Source organism: Spirillospora sp. NPDC048819, assembly GCF_040650055.1.
Lineage (GTDB): Bacteria > Actinomycetota > Actinomycetes > Streptosporangiales > Streptosporangiaceae > Spirillospora.
The window spans coordinates 1-18,703 of record NZ_JBEZGN010000032.1 but is presented as its reverse complement, the minus strand read 5'-3'; the positions used below and the strand labels follow the sequence as shown (position 1 = coordinate 18,703).

Genomic DNA, 18,703 nt, shown 5'->3' with positions numbered 1-18,703 from the left:
TCGGATATAAACGCCTACCCAAAGAACGTGATTTGAGGTTGCTGCTTGCGTTCTCTCGAAGAGAAGGCCGTTCGTCTACTCAGCGGCGTCGTGGAAGCAGATCTCCTTCATCTGTATCTCCGGCTCCTCGCTACAGGTGGATCCCCGGCCGACGAGGCCACAGGTTTCCTTGGGGGAGCGGACGAGGTAAACAGCTTGGTCCGCGCTGGCATGGCCCAGATCCATGAGCCGGAAGCCGACCAGCCATCCCGCCTGATGCCGGTTCCGATGGATGTGGTGCTGCAGCACACGCTCGTCGGCCTCGCCCAGGAGGCGCTCGCCGACTACGAAAGGCTCCTGGGTGGATACCAGCGCATATGCGACCTTTCAGCAACCATTGGCCCAGCGGCAGACCCGTCAGTGGGACAACTGGCGCAACTCATCACCGACAGCGACGAAGTCAGCAGACTGACCAGCACACTCATGGGCTCAGTGCAGCGCGAATGGTTGACCCTGAGCAACCACGCGCCGACTGAACCAGTGGGACGAATCGGCAGCGCCGTGGCGCCCTCCCCTGTGGAACGCGGCGACCGATGCAGAGCGATCTACGATGCCGACTTCCTGCCAGAAGCAGCCACACCCGACAAGTTGGAGGTGCTAGCCGAGACGGGCATTCAGGTTCGAATACTTCCGCGTATTCGTATGAGCCTGGGGCTCGCCGACGAGGCGATCGCGATTCTTCCCCTCACGTCGTCCGAGACGACTGGTGCGCTTCTCGTCCAATCCTCAGTGATCGTAGGTGCACTCCGCGAGTACTTCGAACTGCTCTGGGAGAAAGCCATCCCCTTTGGGGGAACCGGACGCAACAGCACTGGCCTCCCAGATATCCACATCAAAATTCTCCGGCTCCTTGTGCAGGGTCTGTCAGACGAGGCCATCTCAGAGCGAGTGGACTTGAGTCTCACTACCGTTCGCCGACACATCAAAACCCTTCGAGAGAACCTCGGAATCAAAACACGGTTTCAGTTGGGAGTAGTCGCCGTCCAGCAAGGCCTGGTGGACTGACTCCAAGGGCGCACGAGACGGCTTCCTGCGCAGCGGTACCAAGGTTGTCGGTAGTTGGCTCTGCACCCAGAGGGCGCCGCCGAGCGCAAGGTCCTGCCCGCTCTACTCCATTTCGAACAGCTCGTCGCTCCACCTGAACCAGGCCCTGTCGTCCTGAATGTGAAGCAGGAACGCGCGCCACACGGCAGGTCTCGCCCTCAAAACTCACATTGCCGCTCCTCCGCCAACCCCGGGTCATCTCCTGGAGCCCGGGGCGGCCGCGATCTATGGGACAGCGCGGTGAAACCGGTCGATCAGGGGCCACAGCGGTCATCGTCTGCATGCGGAAGTGGACCTCGCCCGAGGTGGTCGTCCCTGGGTGCGGCCCATTGGTATGAGTCATCCACCACAGGCCGCGAACGAGGTCGCCGCCCTCTCGCTCGGGCAGGTGACCGTTGTCTCTCAGATGAGCGATGGCCCGGCCGCCGTCGCCCTGCCGGGTCTGCGTGAAACCCTGCGTCACAGCGAAGTGGATGATCACCGACTCCAGCATTGCGCGAAGCTGTCCGTTGGCCGCCTCGAAGTTCTGCTCGACGAAGTTCGTGACCGCTTGGCGGTAGTGGTTGAGCGCGACGCTCAGGCCGAGGTCGGTGAAGTCGGCCTCCAGTGCCGTGATCTCCGCGCTTAATGGCATCGTCGGCTCGTCCAGCGGCAGCAGCCGCACTCCGACCAACGCTCCATCCTCCTCGCCGGATGTGAACTCCGCCTCCAACTCGAACCCGTCCGACCTTGCCGCCTCGCGCAACTTCCAGAAGTCGCTCCCGGCCTCGATCACGCTTCCGCCAAACCGGGGCGCCACCTGCTCAGCCACCAACAGCACGAACTTGTTCAGCCCGTCCTTGGCCCCCTCGTCTCCTGCGTTGGCCGCCTGTAGAGCCGGGGTGATCCCGCTGGAAACCAGAGCGGACTTGCCGTACGCCGAACCCGGTGCGAAGTCGCCTAGACCAGCGCGGAGGAACAACAGGTTCAGTTCACCCGCGTTGAAGTTACGGATCGAGAGATCGGCCGCACAGCCGATCACGGCCGAAGAGAGGAGGCGCATGAAGCCAGCCTGGACCCGCGGATCCGCAGTGTCACCCGAAATACGCCGCCGGGTGAGGTGCTGTTCGAAGCACCTGCCAACCCTCTGAATGGATTCGACACGGTGACTTGACGGGGAAACAGTCCACCGCCCGGCGGTATGCCCGCCGGGCCGCCCGCGACGACGCGAAGTACACCAAGGCTCTGCGCGCTGACGAGGCGCGAGTAGCGGTTGACACCTCGACCATGGCACCGGCTTCGCCGGAACTGCTTGCCGATCCAACCTTTGCCTCCCTTCGGGCACATGCACTGGCGTTGAGGGCCCGCCTTGCCATCACAAGGGATAGCGTTGCAGCGCACGAGGACGGCCGGATCAACGGCGCCTGCCGATCGATCGACTACGCGGGAGATGCTCAACCGCCTTGCCTCCAAGCTAGAGAACCCGCAAGAGGCCCAAACGCCCGGCGAACTCGACAAGTGGACCAGCTACACCCGCGCACACCTTGCGAGGCCCAGCGTTATACCGACGGCCCTGCGTCCTTCCGCCTTTCCAGCGACCAGTTCGAGGCATGGCGGCTCGGTTGTGCCGCCCGCACCGTTTCGTCCGAACCTGCACTGAGGGCCCTGGCCGGGTGATCGTTCGTGTTCACGACGTGTTTGGGGCCACCGACAGCGATCAGGCGTGCGCGCGTCACGTCGCTGAGTACCTCCAGTGCTGGGATCCTCGACAGACCGAATGCCGGCTCCACGGTGTTCGCCAGGCCGCCGTTCTCACCCGGACCATCAATGGTGAACTGCCTGCGCTTTTCGGTCGTCCACCACCTAGAACCGGCCTCGCAGGCCGGATAGTGCGTTGACGAGTTGATGTGTGTCGATGCCGACGCCGACGAAAGAGAAACCCCCGTCCAGGTATCTGTGGGCTAGTTCCTCGTCGAGCGTCAAGATCCCGACTGGTTTCCTCGCGCCCTCCGCGGCCTCTCGCACTCGGCGGACGGCGTCCTGGACATCGGGATGGGCCGGCCGGCCGAGGTGGCCGAGGGATGCGGCGAGATCGGCCGGGCCGACGAAGACGGCATCGATCCCGTCCACGGCAGCGATCGCATCCGCGTTGGCCAAGCCGGTGACGGTCTCGATCTGAACGATCAGGCATATCTCGTCACGTGCGTTCTCCAGGTAGTGCTCACGGCGTCCCCACCGCCCCGCACGGGTCTGGCCGGCGACGCCGCGGACCCCGACCGGCGGGTAGCACACTGCTCTTGCGATCGCCTCGGCCTGGTCGACGGTGTCCACCATGGGGACGAGCAGGGTACGGGCGCCGATGTCAAGCAGTTGCTTCAGCAGGGCCGGGTCCCCTATGGCCGGGCGGACGATGGGTGCCGTCGGGTAAGGCTGGACCGCTTGGAGCAACGCGAGGATGGTCCGCACGTCGTTGGGAGCATGCTCACCGTCGATGAGCATCCAGTCGAAGCCCGCTCCGGCGCAGATCTCAGCGGTGACGGGATCGGTGAGGTTCGCCCAGATCCCGATCTGGGCCCGACCGCTGCCGATCGAGTGAAGGAAGGTGTTGGCCGACGCTTCCACGGTCTCCCCTTTTCAGCCGAACCGGCACGTGATCGTGCCGAACGGTCCGTAGTCACACAGGTACGTTTCACCGCTCGCCACTGGTACAGAGCGGGTGAACGACCCGGCGAGGACGATCTCCCCGGCGGCGATGTGGTCGGCATGTGCCGCGAGTCTGTTCGCCAGCCAAGCCACACTGTTCGCGGGATGGTTGAGCACCGCAGCCGCGACGCCGGACTCGACGATCGTTTCGTTTCGGTACATGACAGCGGACACCCATCGTAGGTCGGTCTCCAGCGGTCGAGCCGGTCGTCCTCCGATGACGACAGCGCAGTTCGCAGCGTTGTCCGCGATGGTGTCCGCGATCTTCCGTGGCGCGTTGGTGTCAGGGTCGAAGCGGTGGAACCGTGTGTCGATGATCTCAAGCGCCGGGACGACATAGTCGGTCGCGTCAAGGACGTCGAAGATCGTGCAGTTCGGGCCGCGCAGCGCCCTGTTCGTCACAAAGCACAACTCGACCTCCACGCGGGGGGCGATGTACCTCGATGTGGGCAGCGTCGCGCCGTCGGTGAAGAACATGTGATCGAGCAGAACGCCATAGTCGGGCTCGTCGATGCCCGCGCCCTCCTGCATGACGCGGGACGTCAGGCCGACTTTGTGTCCCCGTACCACTGCGCCGTGCGCTACCTTGCGCTTCACCCAGGCCGCCTGCACCGCATACCCGTCCTCGATCGTCATGTCCGGGTGGGTGCGGGTGAAATGGCGGATCGGCCGTCGTGCGCTCTCGGCCGACTCCAGGTCCTCCGCCAGTTTGGCTACCGTTCGCTCACTCAACATCCTGCTAAACCTTCCGGTCGAATATATGTCTCGTACTGCCGCCTGCGTTCGTTGGCGTGACTCAGCCAGCCGCATGCGTTAGGGGCGGAATGTTGATGTCCGGGCCGCGGCGGAGCTCATCGACATCCTTCACGGGCCCGCGCGTCCTCGAAATCCTGGGCACCGACGATGTCGACCTCGTTGTCGAGCCGTTCGATCCGGCTGCAGAGAATTCATCAGCTCGACCGACGTAATCGGGCCGGTGCTGATCGCCGATTTCTGTACCCGCCGTGGACGACGCCGCCGAGACGCTCACGGAGCGCTCATCGCGACGCCCATGCCGGTGATCCACTCGGGAACGGGCTCGTACGCCACGGTCTGGAGCGCCACCCCACCGGCCGCGGCCGCGGCCAACCATGTGCGTACTTCTTGGGCGCCGACTCCGGCGAGGCCGATCGCGTCGTCGGTAAGCGACTTCAAGGCGGGCCGGTCGTACGCGCTCAGCCTGCCGAGGAACTCCCGATCCCATACCGGATCGATCTTGGTCTTGGCGGCTTCGAAGCCCTCACGGTTCACCCTGGTCCGTTCCTCGTCAGAGAGACCGACCGCCGTACCCTCCAGGCTCGGCGGAGAGTGGGAGAGCCCACCCGACCCGACGAACAGCGGCCGTTCGGCGATGCCACGCGTGTAGCGGCCAACGGCTTCGCCCAACTCCCACACGCGCGCGCACGCGGGCAATGGCGGCGTCGCGCAGTTGACGAAGACGGGGAGGACCGGAACGCCGCCGAGCATCCCGACGAGCTGTGCGAAAGTCTGCCCGAACCCGTGGTCGAGCCTAGCCCCGCGCACCACCGCGACGTCGAAGCCATGGTCGAGCAGGTGTTTCGCCATGCGATCGGCGGTGTCGGCGGGAACGTCGTAGCGGCCGGTCGGTGAGCCGAGGTCCCCGAGCCCGGCCGCCTCGGTGACGATCGCGAACGCGGGAACGATGTCGGTGAACGTGCGCCGGTGGTCGCTGCCGAAGAAGACGACCACGTCGGGCGCGAACGCTGCCACTCGCGACCTGGCGGCCTCCATCCCCGCGCGGAACACGAGGCCCTGCCGTTCGTCCACATCGCGGGCGAGGCCGGGGCTGTGGCTTGCGCACACCACCAGCTGGCCGGCCGCCGTCGAAACGGTCATGGTGCCTTGCCTTTCTGGAACCGCCGCGGCTTTCACGCGGAGATCGGCAGGTCGGTGGAGTGACTGGGGAAGATTTCTGCCGCCGGGTCGGTGATGAAGGCGGCGGCCGCGACGATCGCCTTGACGGGCAGCCAGAGCAACTCGCCGGTGGCGCGGTCGCGTACCGACGCTCCCTCGACATGCCGGCCGCCGCGCACCTCCATCCCGAGCCCGTCGGCGATCAGCACGGTCTTCGCCATCCGGTGGCCTGTGGCGGTGAAGTCCGTTGAGTGGTCGTCAGCCGGCGCCAGCCGGATGAAGCCACGTCACCGATTGGATTGTCCGGGTACAGAGTGGCGATCTGCCCGGCTGGCGCCGGCAACGGGTCCACGATGATCCTGTGGACCCCCGCGTGGCGCGCGCCGTACAAACCGGCCGGTCGGGCGCAGACGACCAGGGCATCGGACTCGGTCATGCTGCGCGGTCCAACTCGTCCAGGAACTGCAGGACGAGGGCGTTGAACTTGCGCGGGTATTCGATCTGCGTCCAGTGACCGCAACGGGCGAACAGGTGAAGGTCCGCCGCCTGCATGACCTTCGCCAGGGACTCGCTCGACGTGCACGGGATGATTCGGTCTTCCTTCCCGTGGATGAGCAGGGCGGGGATGTCGAGGTCGCGCAGGGCGTCGGGGTCGACCGGGCGTTCCTCGCGGTCGCGTGCTCGTGCGGCGGTCGTTTTCGCGTACGCCGCTTCGGCGCCGGGTGCACGGCTCGCTTCGTAGCGCTCCATGACGAGTGCGTCCGTCACGTGCTCGCGGTCGTGGACGAAGTCAGTCAGCAATTGACGCATGGCATCGAGGCCCGGTTCGTACCGGCGGTGCTGCCGGATTGCCCGCGTGGCGGACTGGGGGGTCCCGCCCGTTCCCATCAGCACCAGGCCGCGCAGCAGGTCGCGGTGGTGCCGGGCGACGTCGAGTGCCACCCATCCGCCGAGCGAGTTGCCGACGAGTACCGGGTCGGCCAGTTCCAGGCGCGCGATCAGCTCGACGATCTGGTCGGCCCACAGGCCGATGCCGTACGGCAGGTCCTCGCTGTTGGCGCTCGCGCCGAACCCGAACAGGTCGGGCGCGATCACGTCGTAGTGCTCGGCGAGGGGGTTGATCGTGGGCCACCAGTTCGCGGCGGCCGACACGCCCGCGCCCGACCCGTGGATGAGCACGACGGGCCGACCCGACCCGGATCGCAGGTAGCGCGTCTCGTGGCCGCTGATCGCCACCGACCGTTGGGTGATTCCGCTGAATTCAGGCATGTCAGGTTTCCTCTTCCGATCGATGGTTTCCGAGATAGGCGTCGTAGACAGCGGCGCCGTCCCGCAGTTCCGCTCCGTCTCCGGTGAGCACGACCCGCCCGTTGTTCATAACGACGACGTCATCGGCGATCGGCAGCACCGCTGCGGCGAGTTGCTCGACCACGACGACGCCGGCACCCGCGGCGGCAATGTCCCGGATCAGCTGGCCGACGTCCTCGCGGGCCGTTGGCGCCAGTCCGTTGAACGGCTCGTCGAGCAGAAGGTAATGTGGATCACTCATCAGTCCCCGCAGAATGGCGACGAGTTGTTGCTGGCCGCCGGAAAGCAGCCCTGCTTGGCGCCGGTGGTGTCCCTTGAGTGCCGGCACGTCACCGAGCAGCGCCTGGGCCTTCGCGTGCAGCCCGCCTGACCGGCGTCGCAGATGCCCCCCAACGAGCAGGTTGTCGTACACCGTCTCGGTGACGAACAGGCGGCGCCCCTCGGGGACGTGGCTCAGGCCGGCGGCGAGCCGCTCCGCCGGGCCTCGCCGCGTCACGTCCTTGTCGTCGAGGATGACCCGGCCGTCCTTCGGTCTCACCAGTCCCGACAGCGCCTTCAACAGGCTCGTCTTGCCTGCGCCGTTCTGGCCGAGCAGCGCGACGACCCGGCCTCGGCTTGCGGCGAAGGTCACCTCACGGACCGCCTGCACTGGGCCGTACGCCACGCGCAGCGCCTCGGCGCGCACCTCCTGGGTCATCTCACCTGCTCCTCGGCTCGTCGACTGGCTCCGATGTCGGCACCTTCGCCTCCGCGGTTCCGAGGAACGCCTTGCGCACCTCCGGATCGCCGAGCACCTGGTCGAGCGTGCCGTGGGCGATGAGCAGGCCGCTGTCCAGGCAGTAGGCGTCCTCGGCGACCGATCGGACGAAGTCCAGGCGGTGCTCGATGACCAGGACGGCGACACCCCGCGACCCGATGATGTTGATCGTCTCGGCCGCGCGCCGCATCTCTTCCAGGCTGAGCCCGGCCACCGGTTCATCGAGCAGCAGCACCGCCGGGTTGGCCATCAGGCTCCGGGCGATCGACACGACCTGGCGGTTCCCGGCTGACAGATCGCCCACCCGCTCGCCGGCGAGGTGGCCGATGCCGAGTTCGGTGAGCATCGCCGAGACCGCTCGGTCCTGCCGCCGACGCGTCTTGCGGGTCACGATTGCGGGGAGTGCGCTCAGCAGTGCATTCGGGCGCTCGACCGCGTGCACGCCGGCGAGCACGTTTTCGAACACGGTGCTCTGCGTGACCAACCGGGGATGCTGGAAGGTGCGGACGAGCCCATGCCGGTACACCTTCGTCGGCGGCGCCCCGGTGATGTCGATGCCGTCGAGCCGGACGGTTCCGGACGTGGGCGGCAGGTAGCCCGAGAGACAGTTGACCAGCGTGCTCTTGCCGGCGCCGTTCGCTCCGAGCAGCGCGGTGACCGTGCCCGCCCTGAGCTGCAGCGAGACGTCCCGCAGGATCTCGAGCCCGCCGATGCGCTTCGTCATCGCCTCGACGTCGAGCACGACCCCGCCCCCCGGTCGGCCGCGTTCCGGCAGGTCGCCGGACGGCGCGGCCACCGCCGTTTCGGCGAGGGGAAGAGAGCGGCTCGGCCGCGGCATCAGCCGGTGGAGACCAGCGACGACACCACGCGGTGCCAGCACCACGAAGGCGACCAGAAGGGCGCCCCACAGGACGGGCTGGAGGTCATCGGAAACCGGCAGGGTCTCCGGCACGACCGTGATGACGCCGGCTCCGATCAACGGCCCCCAGATCGTCCCGGCGCCGCCGAGGATGACACCGAGGTACCACAGAATGACCATGGTCACCGGGAAGGAGAGGTAGCCCAGATACCCCTGGTAAGCGCCGTAAAGCGCGCCGGCGAATCCGATGATCGCGCCACCTAGTGTGAGTGCGAGCGTCCGGTAGCGCGACGGGTTGAGTCCCATGCCCGCGGCCGCCTCGGGGTCGGCCGCCACCGTCCGCAGCGCACTGCCCCAGCTTGAGGTGAGCCAGTACCGGGTGAGTAGGAGGACGAGGAAGGCGAGCGCTGCGAGGACCACCAGCAGCCCGTTGCCTGCGAGCACCTTGTCGCCGACGCTGAGCGGCGGCACGCCGACTATCCCGTTGAAGCCTCCGGTCAGTGACGTCGCGCTGAACAGGTCGGGGGTGGCGAGCGCGATCCCGAGCGTGAGGATCGCGAGACCGAGGCCACGCACACGTCCCGCGACGAACGTCATCGCCGCCCCGGAGAACGCTCCGAAGGCCGTTCCGATGGCCACGCCCAGCCACGGATTCATCCCCCGGGTGGTCAGCACTCCGTAAGCGAACGCGCCGATGCCGTAGAGCGTGTTCTGCGCGAGGTTGAACTGCCCTCCGTGACCGAACACTATGTTGAGGCCCATCAGGCCGATCCAGGTGATCACGAACAGGCCGTACAGGCCTGCGTGCTTTGGACCGATCGCGAGGGCACCCGCCAGCAGTGCGATTCCGGTCGCCGTGACGCCTGCGGCTCGCAGCGCCGGAGAAACATCCATGGCGATCATGCGGCCCTCCCGTGCCGTTCCGGGAGGAGCCCCTGCGGACGGAGGATGAGGACCCCCGACAGCACGACGACGCTCACGATCTGCGTCCACTCCCCACCGAAAGCGGACTGCGCCGAGATCTGCGTCACGCCTAGCAGGAGTCCGCCGATGACAGGGGCCAGACCGATCCGCCCCATGCCACCGACCACGGCGGCGATGACCGCGAGCAAGCCGACGGTGTGGCCCATGTTCGGTGACAGGACCAGCATCGGCGCGCTCACGATGCCCGCGACGGCGGCGATGGCGCCGCCGGCGCACCATGCGGCCATCTTCAGCCTGGCGCTGCGGACACCGGCCAGTTCGGCCGAAGTCGGGTCCGCGGCGACCGCGCGCAACGCCCGCCCGGTCGCATGCCAGCGCGCGAACAGCAACTCGACCAGGATGACGGCGACCACGAGCAGCACGGCCATCAACAGGTAGAGCCGCTCCACCGACACCCCTGCCATGTCGACGGATCCCTTCACCCCTGGGAGGCGGACCGCGACACGTTCGTCGTAGCCGTAGGCGAACCCAGCCAGGCCTTCGAGTGCGAACGACACCCCCACGATGCTGAGCAACCAGGTGAAAGACTCGTGTTCGCCCCGCAATGGCTTGACGGCGATGAGGTGGACGAGCGCGGCGCATACGGCGCCGCTCAGCAACGCCAGGATGACCGCGAGGGGCAGGGCGAGCCCGGCGTCCGCCAGCGAGAACAGGGCGTAGGCGGCGACCATCGCGATGGTCCCCTGGGCGAAGTTCGCGATACCGGTGACATGAGCGATGACCGCGAACCCCAGCGCGAGCAGCGCGTACATGCACCCCACGCCCAGGCCGGCCACGAGCGAGTTCATTCGCCGGCCCCCGTCACTTGACGTTGTACTTGATCGTGCCGTCGGCCTGGAGTTGACCGAACGCCATATCGCCAGGGCGGTGGAACTCATGGCCGTCACCGATGTCGCGGTAGCTCGCGACGAGGTCGAACGAACCGATCTTGTCGATCGCGGCGGCCACACGAGCGCGGTCGTCCGCACCCGCCTCGATCGCCTTGCCGACCATCAACATTGCGTCGTAGGACCACCAGTCGTAGGTCGGCAACCCGGTCACGGAATGACCGGCGATGTCCACGCGCTTGCCGTTGGCCTCGTACCAGACGCTCCAGAACTTCTTGGCCTCGGCCGACATCTCGGTCTCCGCCACGGGTGTGTCCGGCTTCGTCTGCAGCACGGGGTCGAACGGGTACACGAAGTAGCGGAACATGATCCCGGCCCCGGACTCGCCGAGGAGGGCACGCCCGGCAGGGAAGGCCATGTCGGCGCCGTTCATGACGACCATGGCGTCGAGCCCGACGGAGGCGATGGCCCGGCTCGCGGTCACGGTCTCGGCGGGCAGCAGCGCGGTGGTGAGATAGTCGACGCCGGCCGCGCGCAGCTTGCCGACCTCAGGTGTCAGGTTCGTGCTTCCCGGTGCGACCGACTCGGACGCGGCCACCGGAACGCCCGCGCTCTTGGCGGCGGCCTTCACCGAGTTCGCGAAGCCGGAGCCGTAGTCGTTGTTCTCCCAGAGGAGCCCCAGCGACTTCTTGCCGCTGGACTTGAAATGCTCCACCAGTCGCGTGGCCTCCTTGGCGGCGTTGGAGTTCATCCGGTAGAAGCCGGGCCACTTCTCGTTGCTGACCTGCGGTCCGGTCGCCACCGAGAAGACCGCGACACCGCTGGGCTGAAGGATCGGCTGAACAGCGAGCGCGCCAGGCGTTCCGTTGCCCACGAACACGGCGTACACGTCCTCGTCGGTGATGGCCTCCCGCGCCGCCGTGACCATCGACGCGATCTCACCCCGGTCATCCTTCGTGACCAGTTCGACCGGGCGGCCGGAGATCCCGCCCTGCTCGTTCAGCACGCGCTCGGCGACCTTCGCCCCCTGCAGAATTGGAGCGTTCTGACTGGCCGACTTTCCGGTGAACGCGCCCAGCACGACGAACTTGACGCTCTTCTGTTGATCACTTCCGGCGGACCCGCAGGAGGTCAGTACCAGCGAACCGGCTGCGGCGAGCAGCACGGCGGCACGAACACGACCGCGCCGTGAGATACGGGACATTGGGGGACTCCTTCACGTTCGGTCAGGGGCTGGCGCTCAGAGGAAGGTGGAGATGCTGCCCGCTGGGAGCGTGGTCTGGTCCAGGTGGACGGTGCGGCGGGCCAGTCGCAGCGACTCTTCTCCGCCGCGCAGGATGTCCGTCCGTTCGCCGGTCAGGACCTCGGAACGGGCGTCGTCGAAGCGGGTACGGACGAGCATGAGGTTGGAGCGGACCCGGATCTGTTCGTCGCCGTCGCGGTCCACCACGTACACGTTGCTGATGAAATGCCGGGTACGGGTCGGCGGATCCTCCGCCCACGCGAACGCGCTCTTCAGTCGTTCGGCTCGCTTGCTGAGGCTGAACAGGTCTTCGTTGAAATGGAACGATGTGCGGCTGAACTCGTCTTCGGGACGGCCGTAGCGCGTGGAGCGGACGGGGACCTTGTACTCGATGTCGTCGGTCAGCAGCCCCACCCAGCCGTCCAGGTCGCCGTGGTCCAGCAGGGCCGCCTCGCGGAAGAGGAACTCCGCGGCCCTCTCAGCCTGGCTGCTCATCGACCCTCCTGGCCTGGCGATAGAGATAGTGGAAGTAGCGGTTCCCCGAGTCGGTGTAGGTCGTGCCGACGGCGTGGCCCGGCCCGGACCAGTCGACGGCCGTGTGCGTCTGGTCAACACCCCGTCCCATCACCAGAACCTGGTCGATGGCCGTGCTCGCACGCCCGTACAGGCCGCGCTGCATCGAGGTGAAGTTCTCGACGTCGTCCTGCTCCTCGGTGCCGGTCGTACCGAACGTCAGCGTGTACGCGCGGGCCGAGAGCTCCTTGAACTCCGCGCTCGCGCTGCGTTCCACGAGCACCCACGACCAGACCTCGGTGACCCCGGCCGAGAGCGGACGCCACAGCCGCAGATTGAGGAACGGCACGAGGTTGTCCTCGCTCGTCCTCGCGCCGGCGTTCAGCAGGCTGAGGTTGGGGAACAGATGCCCGCGCGTCGGCCAGTACGGTCCGTCGTGCAGAAGAAGCCGGGCCTGCTCAGCAGGCAACGACCGCTCGAACATTGTGGTCATCGGGTCGGGATAGCCCCGCTCGGCCGCACTCTGCCGCGCGAAGGCCATCGTCCCGGGGCCGGCGTTCACATGGACGCCGTTGCGGCGGCCGGTCCCCTTGAAATCGCTCGCGGTGTTCGGATGCAGACCGATCTCAAAGACGCTTCGATGCGTGTACTGGGCGTGGTAGCTGTCGCCCATGAAGTTCTCGGCACCGATCTTCCAGTTCGCCTGCACCAGCCATCGCTGTGGTTCCCCGATCACCTCCAGGCCCGCCGGGTCACGCCTGGTGTGGATGCGCAAGTACCACAGGTAGTCGCCGAGGAACGCCTCGAGCGCCGCGACGCCGGGGTCGAGGCTGCCGAAGACAAAGCCCTCGATGATTTCCATGACGGGCAGTTCGCGCAGGGAGTAGCGCTCTCGGTCGAGCCCGTCCGCGGCGAAGAACGGCCGCTCGAGCGGGAGGCTCGTCAACCGGCCCGTCGTGTCGTAGAGCCAGCCATGGTAGGGGCAAGTGAACCGCTTGGTGTTGCCGATCTCGGCCCGGCACACCTGCATTCCGCGATGCCGGCACACATTGAAGAATGCGCGCACGACACCGTCCTTGCCGCGGCACACGATGATGGAGTCCCGGAGGATGTAGCGCACAACGAAGTCACCCGGGTTGGGAATCTCGGACTCGTGCGCCAGGAAGTTCCAACCGGTGGCGAAGACTCTCTGCTCGTCCTCCCAGGCCGCCTCGTCGGTGTAGACAGACGGGTCCACGCGATCGATGTCCTCCCACGGGGTGAACGTCGCCGGGCCGGATGTCGTTTTCATTTCAGGGAACCGCCTTCGCAGATCAGGTCACCGATCGGGATGCCCGCACGCGCCGGCATGCCTGCCACGCCGCCAACGTCGACGACGGTCCCCGAGACGGTGGCGGCCTCGGGGCCGCACAGCCAGGCGATCGCGTTCGCGATGTCACGCGGCTCGTTCACCCGGCCCGCCACGTTCCGCCGTGCGGCGTCGGCACGGCGAGAGTCATCGGCTTCCCGTGTCATCCCGGTAGAGGTGAAGGCCGGCGAGACGACGTTCACGCGAACGCCGTGCGGTGTCAGGGCCAGCGCCAGGGTCCGGGCGAGCGTGCCCACGGCCGCCTTCGAGGCGGCGTAGGCAAGGTCGGTGGTGTCGGCCACCGAGGACGGCGAACCGACCAGGACGACCGACGCGCCATCGGCAAGGTGTGGAAGACACTCCTGCAACAGGAAGAGGACCCCGCGAACGTTCACATCGAAGATCTCGTCCCACGAGTCGACCGTGAGGCGTGACAGGGGCATGGGCCGCCGGACGCCGGCTGCTGAGCACACGGCTCGCAGCGGCGGGCGGTCTGCCAGCCCGTCGCGTACCGTCGCCTGCAAAGCCGGAACATCACGAACGTCGACGCAGCGAAAATCGATCGAGTGGTCGCCTTCCCACGACGGCTGCGGCGAGTTCCGGTCAAGGGCGAGCACGTCGTAGCCGCCGTCGGCCAACCGCATCGCGGTCGCCAGCCCGATGCCGCTCGCGGCGCCGGTCACCACCGCCGTGCCCTCGGCGCCGAAGCGAGTACCCAAGCCGGGGGCTGTCATGTCGCGCTCGCTGCGACGGTTGACGCGTTCACGGGCCGACGCCCGGACTTCCCGTGCCGACCGGATGCCGGGTCGCCCCCCGCAGCGAAGAAGATTTTTCGGCCGTAGTCCAGATATGGGTGCCACCGGCTCGGCAGGCTCGGCGCACTGCAGGTCGCCGTCACCGGGGGCCCGAACTCGCGCGTACCCCACTCGATGCACTCGTTCTGGTTGATGTTGCACTGCGCTCCGTCGCAGATGCAGTCGATCGGGGACTCCTCGATGCGGGACAGGTCCTGAGCATCGACACATGTTTCGGCGATCAAGTACGGCATCGCCCCTCCCTTCCAGGTGGAGACGATGTACTGTATACATGAGTCAAAATTGGAGCACAAGGTTTGAAGTCATCCGACCGGAGATCATCGATGGACAACATTTCGCCTGGTAACAGCACCTACCACCGGCCGCCGACCGCGCTTCAGGCGGTCGTCGCGGAGCTGCGGCGGCTGATAGTCCAGGGTGTACTTCCCCCGTCAACGCACCTGAGTCAGGTCGAGATCGCCGAGCATCTCGGCGTGAGCCGGGTGCCCATCCGCGAGGCGATGCGGATCCTCGAGGGCGAGGGACGGATCCGGTACGAACCCCACCGCGGCTACTTCGTCGCCGAGATCGACTTTGACAAGATCGACGAGATATATCGCATCCGGGAGCTACTCGAGACCGAGGCGGCCGTTGAGACCCTCGCTCTGGCCCCGCCTGATCTCGTCGACCGGATGCGCGAGCTCAACGAATCAATGCGCGCGGCCGAAGACTCGACGGTGCTGACGGTGGCCAACCGGTCATTCCATTTCCAGCTGATCCAGCCGTCGAACATGCCGACCCTCACCAAGATGCTCGACGATCTGTGGAACACCACCGACCCCTACAGGTCCGTCTACTTCGCCGAGTCCGAGAACCGCAAGGCCGCCTATGACGAACACAACGCGATCATCGACGCGGTCGAGGCCGGCACCGTCGACGAGGTCTTGCGTCTGCTCAACAGCCACCGCATGAGCGCGATCGAGGGCCTGAAGACGCTGGTGAAGCAGCATACGAACGCGCCTGGCAGGTAGCAGGCGGGGGATCCCGGCGAGCACCCGACCCACGGTCAGGGTGTGGATTCTCGCTGGGCCCTCAAAGGTGAGCACGGATCCGACGAACGTTCCCTTCGGGAGGCAAGATGAGCTTGGACGGTGGCCCACTGCGCGGCGTTCTCGTCGCCGACTTCACCCGCGTGCTGGCCGGCCCGTTGGCGTCGATGTTCCTCGCTGACCTCGGCGCGACGGTCATCAAGGTGGAACGGCCCGGGGGTGGTGACGACACCCGCACCTGGGGTCCTCCCTACGTCGGGTCGATGAGCACCTACTTCGCCAGCGTCAACCGCAACAAGCGCAGCGTCGTGCTCGATCTCAGTCTCGGCTCCGACGCGGCACTGGCCCGAACGCTTGCATGCCGGGCCGACGTGCTGCTGGAGAACTTTCGCCCGGGAAGGCTCGCCGGATTCGGTCTCGACACCCAGGCCCTGCGGAAGGACAACCCCGGCCTCGTCTACGGCTCCATCTCCGGATTCGGCGGCGACTCGGACATTCCCGGCTACGACTTCGTTGTGCAGGCCGTCGGCGGCCTGATGAGCATCACCGGCCATCCTGAGCAGCCGACCAAGGTCGGGGTGGCACTCGTCGACGTGCTCACCGGCCTGCACGCCACGATCGCCGTCCTGGCGGCACTACGCGAACGCGAACGGACCGGGCTGGGGCAACACGTAGAGGTCAACCTGCTGTCGAGCCTGCTCGCCTCACTGGTCAACCAAGGGACCGCCTACGTGAACGGCGCCGGCGTCCCGACCGCCATGGGAAACCAGCACCCGAGCATCGCACCGTACGAGACCCTGACCACAAGGGATCGGCCGATCGCCGTCGCAGTGGGCAATGATCGCCAGTTCGCCACGCTCTGCGCGGCCCTCGACCGCCATGAACTGGCCCAAGACGAACGATTCGCAACGAACTCTGCAAGGGTGCAACACCGCGCCGACCTGGTGACCGAACTCCAAACCACCCTTAAAACCGACTCTGCATCCACTTGGACCCAGCGGCTGCAGGCCGCCGGTCTCGCCTGCGGCCCTGTCAACGATCTCGCCACCGCCTTCGGTCTCGCAGCCGATCTTGGGCTGGCCCCGGTCGCCCACTTCGATGACGCCGCGGTCGCCACACTGGCCAGTCCACTGCGCCTGAACAACAGCCCGGTCGAGTACCACCGCCCGCCGCCGCCTCTCGGCGCGGACACCGCCGAGGTGAAGCAGTGGCTGTCAGGAGACCCGACCGCAAGCCTGTCCAGCGAGCTGAACCAGGCCGGCGATCGGAAGTGAGTTCGCACAAGACCGCAAAGCCGCACCGCACAGGAGGGCGAGCCCCAGATGACCACGGTAACGAGCGTGGACGCGCGCACCGGAAAGATCCGCATGGTGGTCGGTGAGGAAAGCACGCACCGCGACGTCGACGCCACCTGCGCGCGGGCAGCCTTCGCATTCCCGACCCTGGAGGCGATGGGCCGTGACGGCAGGGCGCGGCTGCTGCGCGCAATGGCTGACGGTTTGGAGGACGAGCGAGCGGCGATCGTCGCAGTCGCCGACGACGAAACCGCACTGGGCGAGCAGCGGCTGGACAGCGAACTCACCCGCACCTGCTTCCAACTCCGGGCGTTCGCCGGGGCTCTGGAGGAAGGCTCGTATCTCGAGGCGACCATCGATCATGCCGCCCCGACACCGATGGGACCTCGGCCCGACGTGCGGCGCATGCTCGTCCCAGTGGGGCCGGTCGCCGTCTTCGGCGCAAGCAACTTCCCGTTGGCCTTCTCCGTCCCGGGCGGCGACACAGCGGCGGCGCTCGCCGCGGGCTGCCCCGTCGTGCTGAAGGCGCATCCGTCGCACCCGGCGACCTCGCGACTGTGCTTCGACACCATGACGGCCGCCGCGGCCGAGGCCGGCGCGCCGGAGGGCACCCTCGGCCTGCTTTACGGCCGTCAGGCCGGAATCGACTTGGTCCGGCATGGCGCGATCCGCGCGGTCGGCTTCACCGGGTCCTACCGCGGCGGGCGCGCCCTGTTCGACGTGGCCTGCTCACGGCCAGACCCGATCCCGTTCTACGGCGAGCTGGGCAGCGTCAATCCGTTGGTGATCACGCCTGCGGCAGCCGCCGAACGGGGCAGTGAGATCGCCGCGGGGTACGTCGACTCCTTCACGCTCGGCAGCGGGCAGTTCTGCACGAAACCGGGCCTCGCCTTCATCCCCGCAGGCAAAGCGGGCACCCAGCTGATTACCGAGATGGCAGACCGCGTAAGACAGCTTGGGCCGAGTCGGATGCTGAACGCCGGAATCCACGACGCCTTCGTGGCCGACTGTGAGCGATTGAGCAATGAGAGTGGGGTCGAGGTCGTCGCCACCGCCGCCGCCTCGGCCGACGCGAACGTCGCGTCGGCCGTCCTGTACGCCACCCGCGCCCGCGACTTCACAGAGCGCGTGCTTGAGGAATGCTTCGGACCCGCCGCCGTCCTCCTCGAGTACAGCGACGAAGCGGAACTCATGGACGCCCTCGGGCGGCTGAAGGGTAATCTCACCGCCACCGTGCACACCGGCGACGACGAGACCGATTTGCCGGCCCGGCTGGCAGGCGTCTTGATAGCTAAGGCCGGTCGGTTGGTGTGGAACGGCTACCCGACCGGTGTGGCGATCACCCACGCGATGCAGCACGGAGGGCCGCATCCCGCCACGACCAATCCGCTACACACCTCGGTCGGCACGACGTCGATCCGGCGTTTTCTGCGTCCCGTCGCCTGGCAGAACGCGCCGCAAGCGGTGCTTCCGCCAGAACTGCGCGACGTCGGCCCGGCCATCCCGCGCCGCATTGAAGCTTTGCCAACCTGGACTCACAGGTGAGGGGACTGGTGTGGCGGGGTTTGGTGTGAGGGGCTGGTGGTGGGGGTGCTGGCAGCCCAAGGTCGTTTGCCGGGGGTGCTTGCGGAGCAAGCGGCCGGGGGCGTTCAGGTTGACGTAATGTCTGGACCCGACCCGGCGGCGGTAGGCCCGGGGAGCCGCTCAGGCCCGTGCCGGGCGGACGTCGTCTGCCAGCATGGGCGGCGGTGGTTATCCGGGAGTTGCCTGTGGTGTATCAGCGGCCGGTCTCCGGCGGCTGGCTGACCGACAGCCGCGCCCTGCTCCGACAAGCCTGTGCGGATGATCGTGCGTGTCCGCGAGCGATTAGTGCTGCCAATATTGACCAGGCGTGCGCCCAACATGCCGCCGAGTACATGCTGCGTTGGGACCCGCGCGAGATCGACTGCCAGGTTCACGTCCATGAGAGTGGTGTATGGGGTCTGTGTGACCTATGACCTGTTCGTGTCGTGATGGGCGAGTCCCCGTGACGTGAGACGGCCACCTC

General features: G+C 67.1%; 17 protein-coding genes. 4 read left to right on the top strand and 13 right to left on the bottom strand.

The annotated features are described in order from the left end of the window. The first annotated feature begins 45 nt into the window (after positions 1-45). On the top strand, positions 46-1,044 hold the full coding sequence (locus AB0C35_RS33115) for a helix-turn-helix transcriptional regulator (RefSeq protein ID WP_358464734.1): 999 nt from the start codon (positions 46-48) through the stop codon (positions 1,042-1,044). Here AB0C35_RS33115 and AB0C35_RS33110 read toward each other — a convergent pair. The 13 genes from AB0C35_RS33110 to AB0C35_RS33050 form a co-directional block, all read right to left on the bottom strand. Beyond that, the gene (locus AB0C35_RS33110; protein WP_358464731.1) at positions 989-2,125 is read right to left on the bottom strand and encodes a hypothetical protein; all 1,137 of its coding nucleotides are present in this window, start codon (positions 2,123-2,125) and stop codon (positions 989-991) included. The genes AB0C35_RS33115 and AB0C35_RS33110 overlap by 56 nt on opposite strands. 800 nt (positions 2,126-2,925) lie before the next feature. Continuing rightward, positions 2,926-3,684 carry an HpcH/HpaI aldolase/citrate lyase family protein gene (locus AB0C35_RS33105; RefSeq protein WP_358464728.1) on the bottom strand — a complete coding sequence of 253 codons (759 nt, stop codon included), beginning with the start codon at positions 3,682-3,684 and terminating at the stop codon, positions 2,926-2,928. Positions 3,685-3,696: 12 nt separating this feature from the next. After that, on the bottom strand, positions 3,697-4,500 hold the full coding sequence (gene hpaH / locus AB0C35_RS33100; RefSeq protein ID WP_358464982.1) for a 2-oxo-hept-4-ene-1,7-dioate hydratase: 804 nt from the start codon (positions 4,498-4,500) through the stop codon (positions 3,697-3,699). Between the two features lie 291 nt (positions 4,501-4,791). After that, positions 4,792-5,697 (bottom strand): 3-carboxyethylcatechol 2,3-dioxygenase, encoded by a 906-nt coding sequence (locus AB0C35_RS33095; protein WP_358464725.1) that lies wholly within the window; start codon positions 5,695-5,697, stop codon positions 4,792-4,794. Then, positions 5,694-5,900, bottom strand: a complete 207-nt coding sequence (locus tag AB0C35_RS33090) for a hypothetical protein (protein WP_358464722.1) — start codon at positions 5,898-5,900, stop codon at positions 5,694-5,696. Before AB0C35_RS33090 ends, AB0C35_RS33095 begins: the two co-directional genes overlap by 4 nt. A gap of 211 nt (positions 5,901-6,111) precedes the next feature. Further along, positions 6,112-6,948, bottom strand: coding sequence for an alpha/beta fold hydrolase (locus tag AB0C35_RS33085; protein ID WP_358464719.1), 837 nt, complete (start codon positions 6,946-6,948; stop codon positions 6,112-6,114). A gap of 1 nt (position 6,949) precedes the next feature. Beyond that, on the bottom strand, positions 6,950-7,684 hold the full coding sequence (locus AB0C35_RS33080) for an ATP-binding cassette domain-containing protein (RefSeq protein WP_358464716.1): 735 nt from the start codon (positions 7,682-7,684) through the stop codon (positions 6,950-6,952). A gap of 1 nt (position 7,685) precedes the next feature. Beyond that, on the bottom strand, positions 7,686-9,506 hold the full coding sequence (locus AB0C35_RS33075; RefSeq protein ID WP_358464713.1) for a branched-chain amino acid ABC transporter ATP-binding protein/permease: 1,821 nt from the start codon (positions 9,504-9,506) through the stop codon (positions 7,686-7,688). Next, a complete protein-coding gene (locus tag AB0C35_RS33070) occupies positions 9,503-10,375 on the bottom strand; it encodes a branched-chain amino acid ABC transporter permease (protein ID WP_358464710.1) in 873 nt (290 codons plus the stop codon). Before AB0C35_RS33070 ends, AB0C35_RS33075 begins: the two co-directional genes overlap by 4 nt. Before the next feature lie 13 nt (positions 10,376-10,388). Beyond that, positions 10,389-11,618, bottom strand: coding sequence for an ABC transporter substrate-binding protein (locus tag AB0C35_RS33065; protein WP_358464707.1), 1,230 nt, complete (start codon positions 11,616-11,618; stop codon positions 10,389-10,391). 36 nt (positions 11,619-11,654) lie between these two features. Continuing rightward, entirely contained in the window at positions 11,655-12,152 is a 498-nt protein-coding gene (locus AB0C35_RS33060; protein ID WP_358464704.1) for an aromatic-ring-hydroxylating dioxygenase subunit beta, read from the bottom strand. Next, positions 12,136-13,461, bottom strand: a complete 1,326-nt coding sequence (locus tag AB0C35_RS33055; RefSeq protein ID WP_358464701.1) for a Rieske 2Fe-2S domain-containing protein — start codon at positions 13,459-13,461, stop codon at positions 12,136-12,138. Before AB0C35_RS33055 ends, AB0C35_RS33060 begins: the two co-directional genes overlap by 17 nt. Further along, positions 13,458-14,252, bottom strand: coding sequence for an SDR family oxidoreductase (locus AB0C35_RS33050; protein WP_358464698.1), 795 nt, complete (start codon positions 14,250-14,252; stop codon positions 13,458-13,460). The genes AB0C35_RS33055 and AB0C35_RS33050 overlap by 4 nt, the downstream gene beginning before the upstream one ends. Before the next feature lie 404 nt (positions 14,253-14,656). Between AB0C35_RS33050 and AB0C35_RS33045 the strand changes: the two genes are divergently transcribed. From AB0C35_RS33045 to AB0C35_RS33035, 3 genes are all read left to right on the top strand, one after another. Next, a complete protein-coding gene (locus AB0C35_RS33045; RefSeq protein ID WP_358464695.1) occupies positions 14,657-15,343 on the top strand; it encodes a GntR family transcriptional regulator in 687 nt (228 codons plus the stop codon). Positions 15,344-15,450: 107 nt separating this feature from the next. Further along, on the top strand, positions 15,451-16,635 hold the full coding sequence (locus AB0C35_RS33040; RefSeq protein WP_358464693.1) for a CaiB/BaiF CoA-transferase family protein: 1,185 nt from the start codon (positions 15,451-15,453) through the stop codon (positions 16,633-16,635). 48 nt (positions 16,636-16,683) lie between these two features. Next, complete coding sequence (locus tag AB0C35_RS33035; protein WP_358464690.1) at positions 16,684-18,201, top strand: aldehyde dehydrogenase (NADP(+)); 1,518 nt, start codon at positions 16,684-16,686, stop codon at positions 18,199-18,201. Positions 18,202-18,703: the final 502 nt, after the last annotated feature.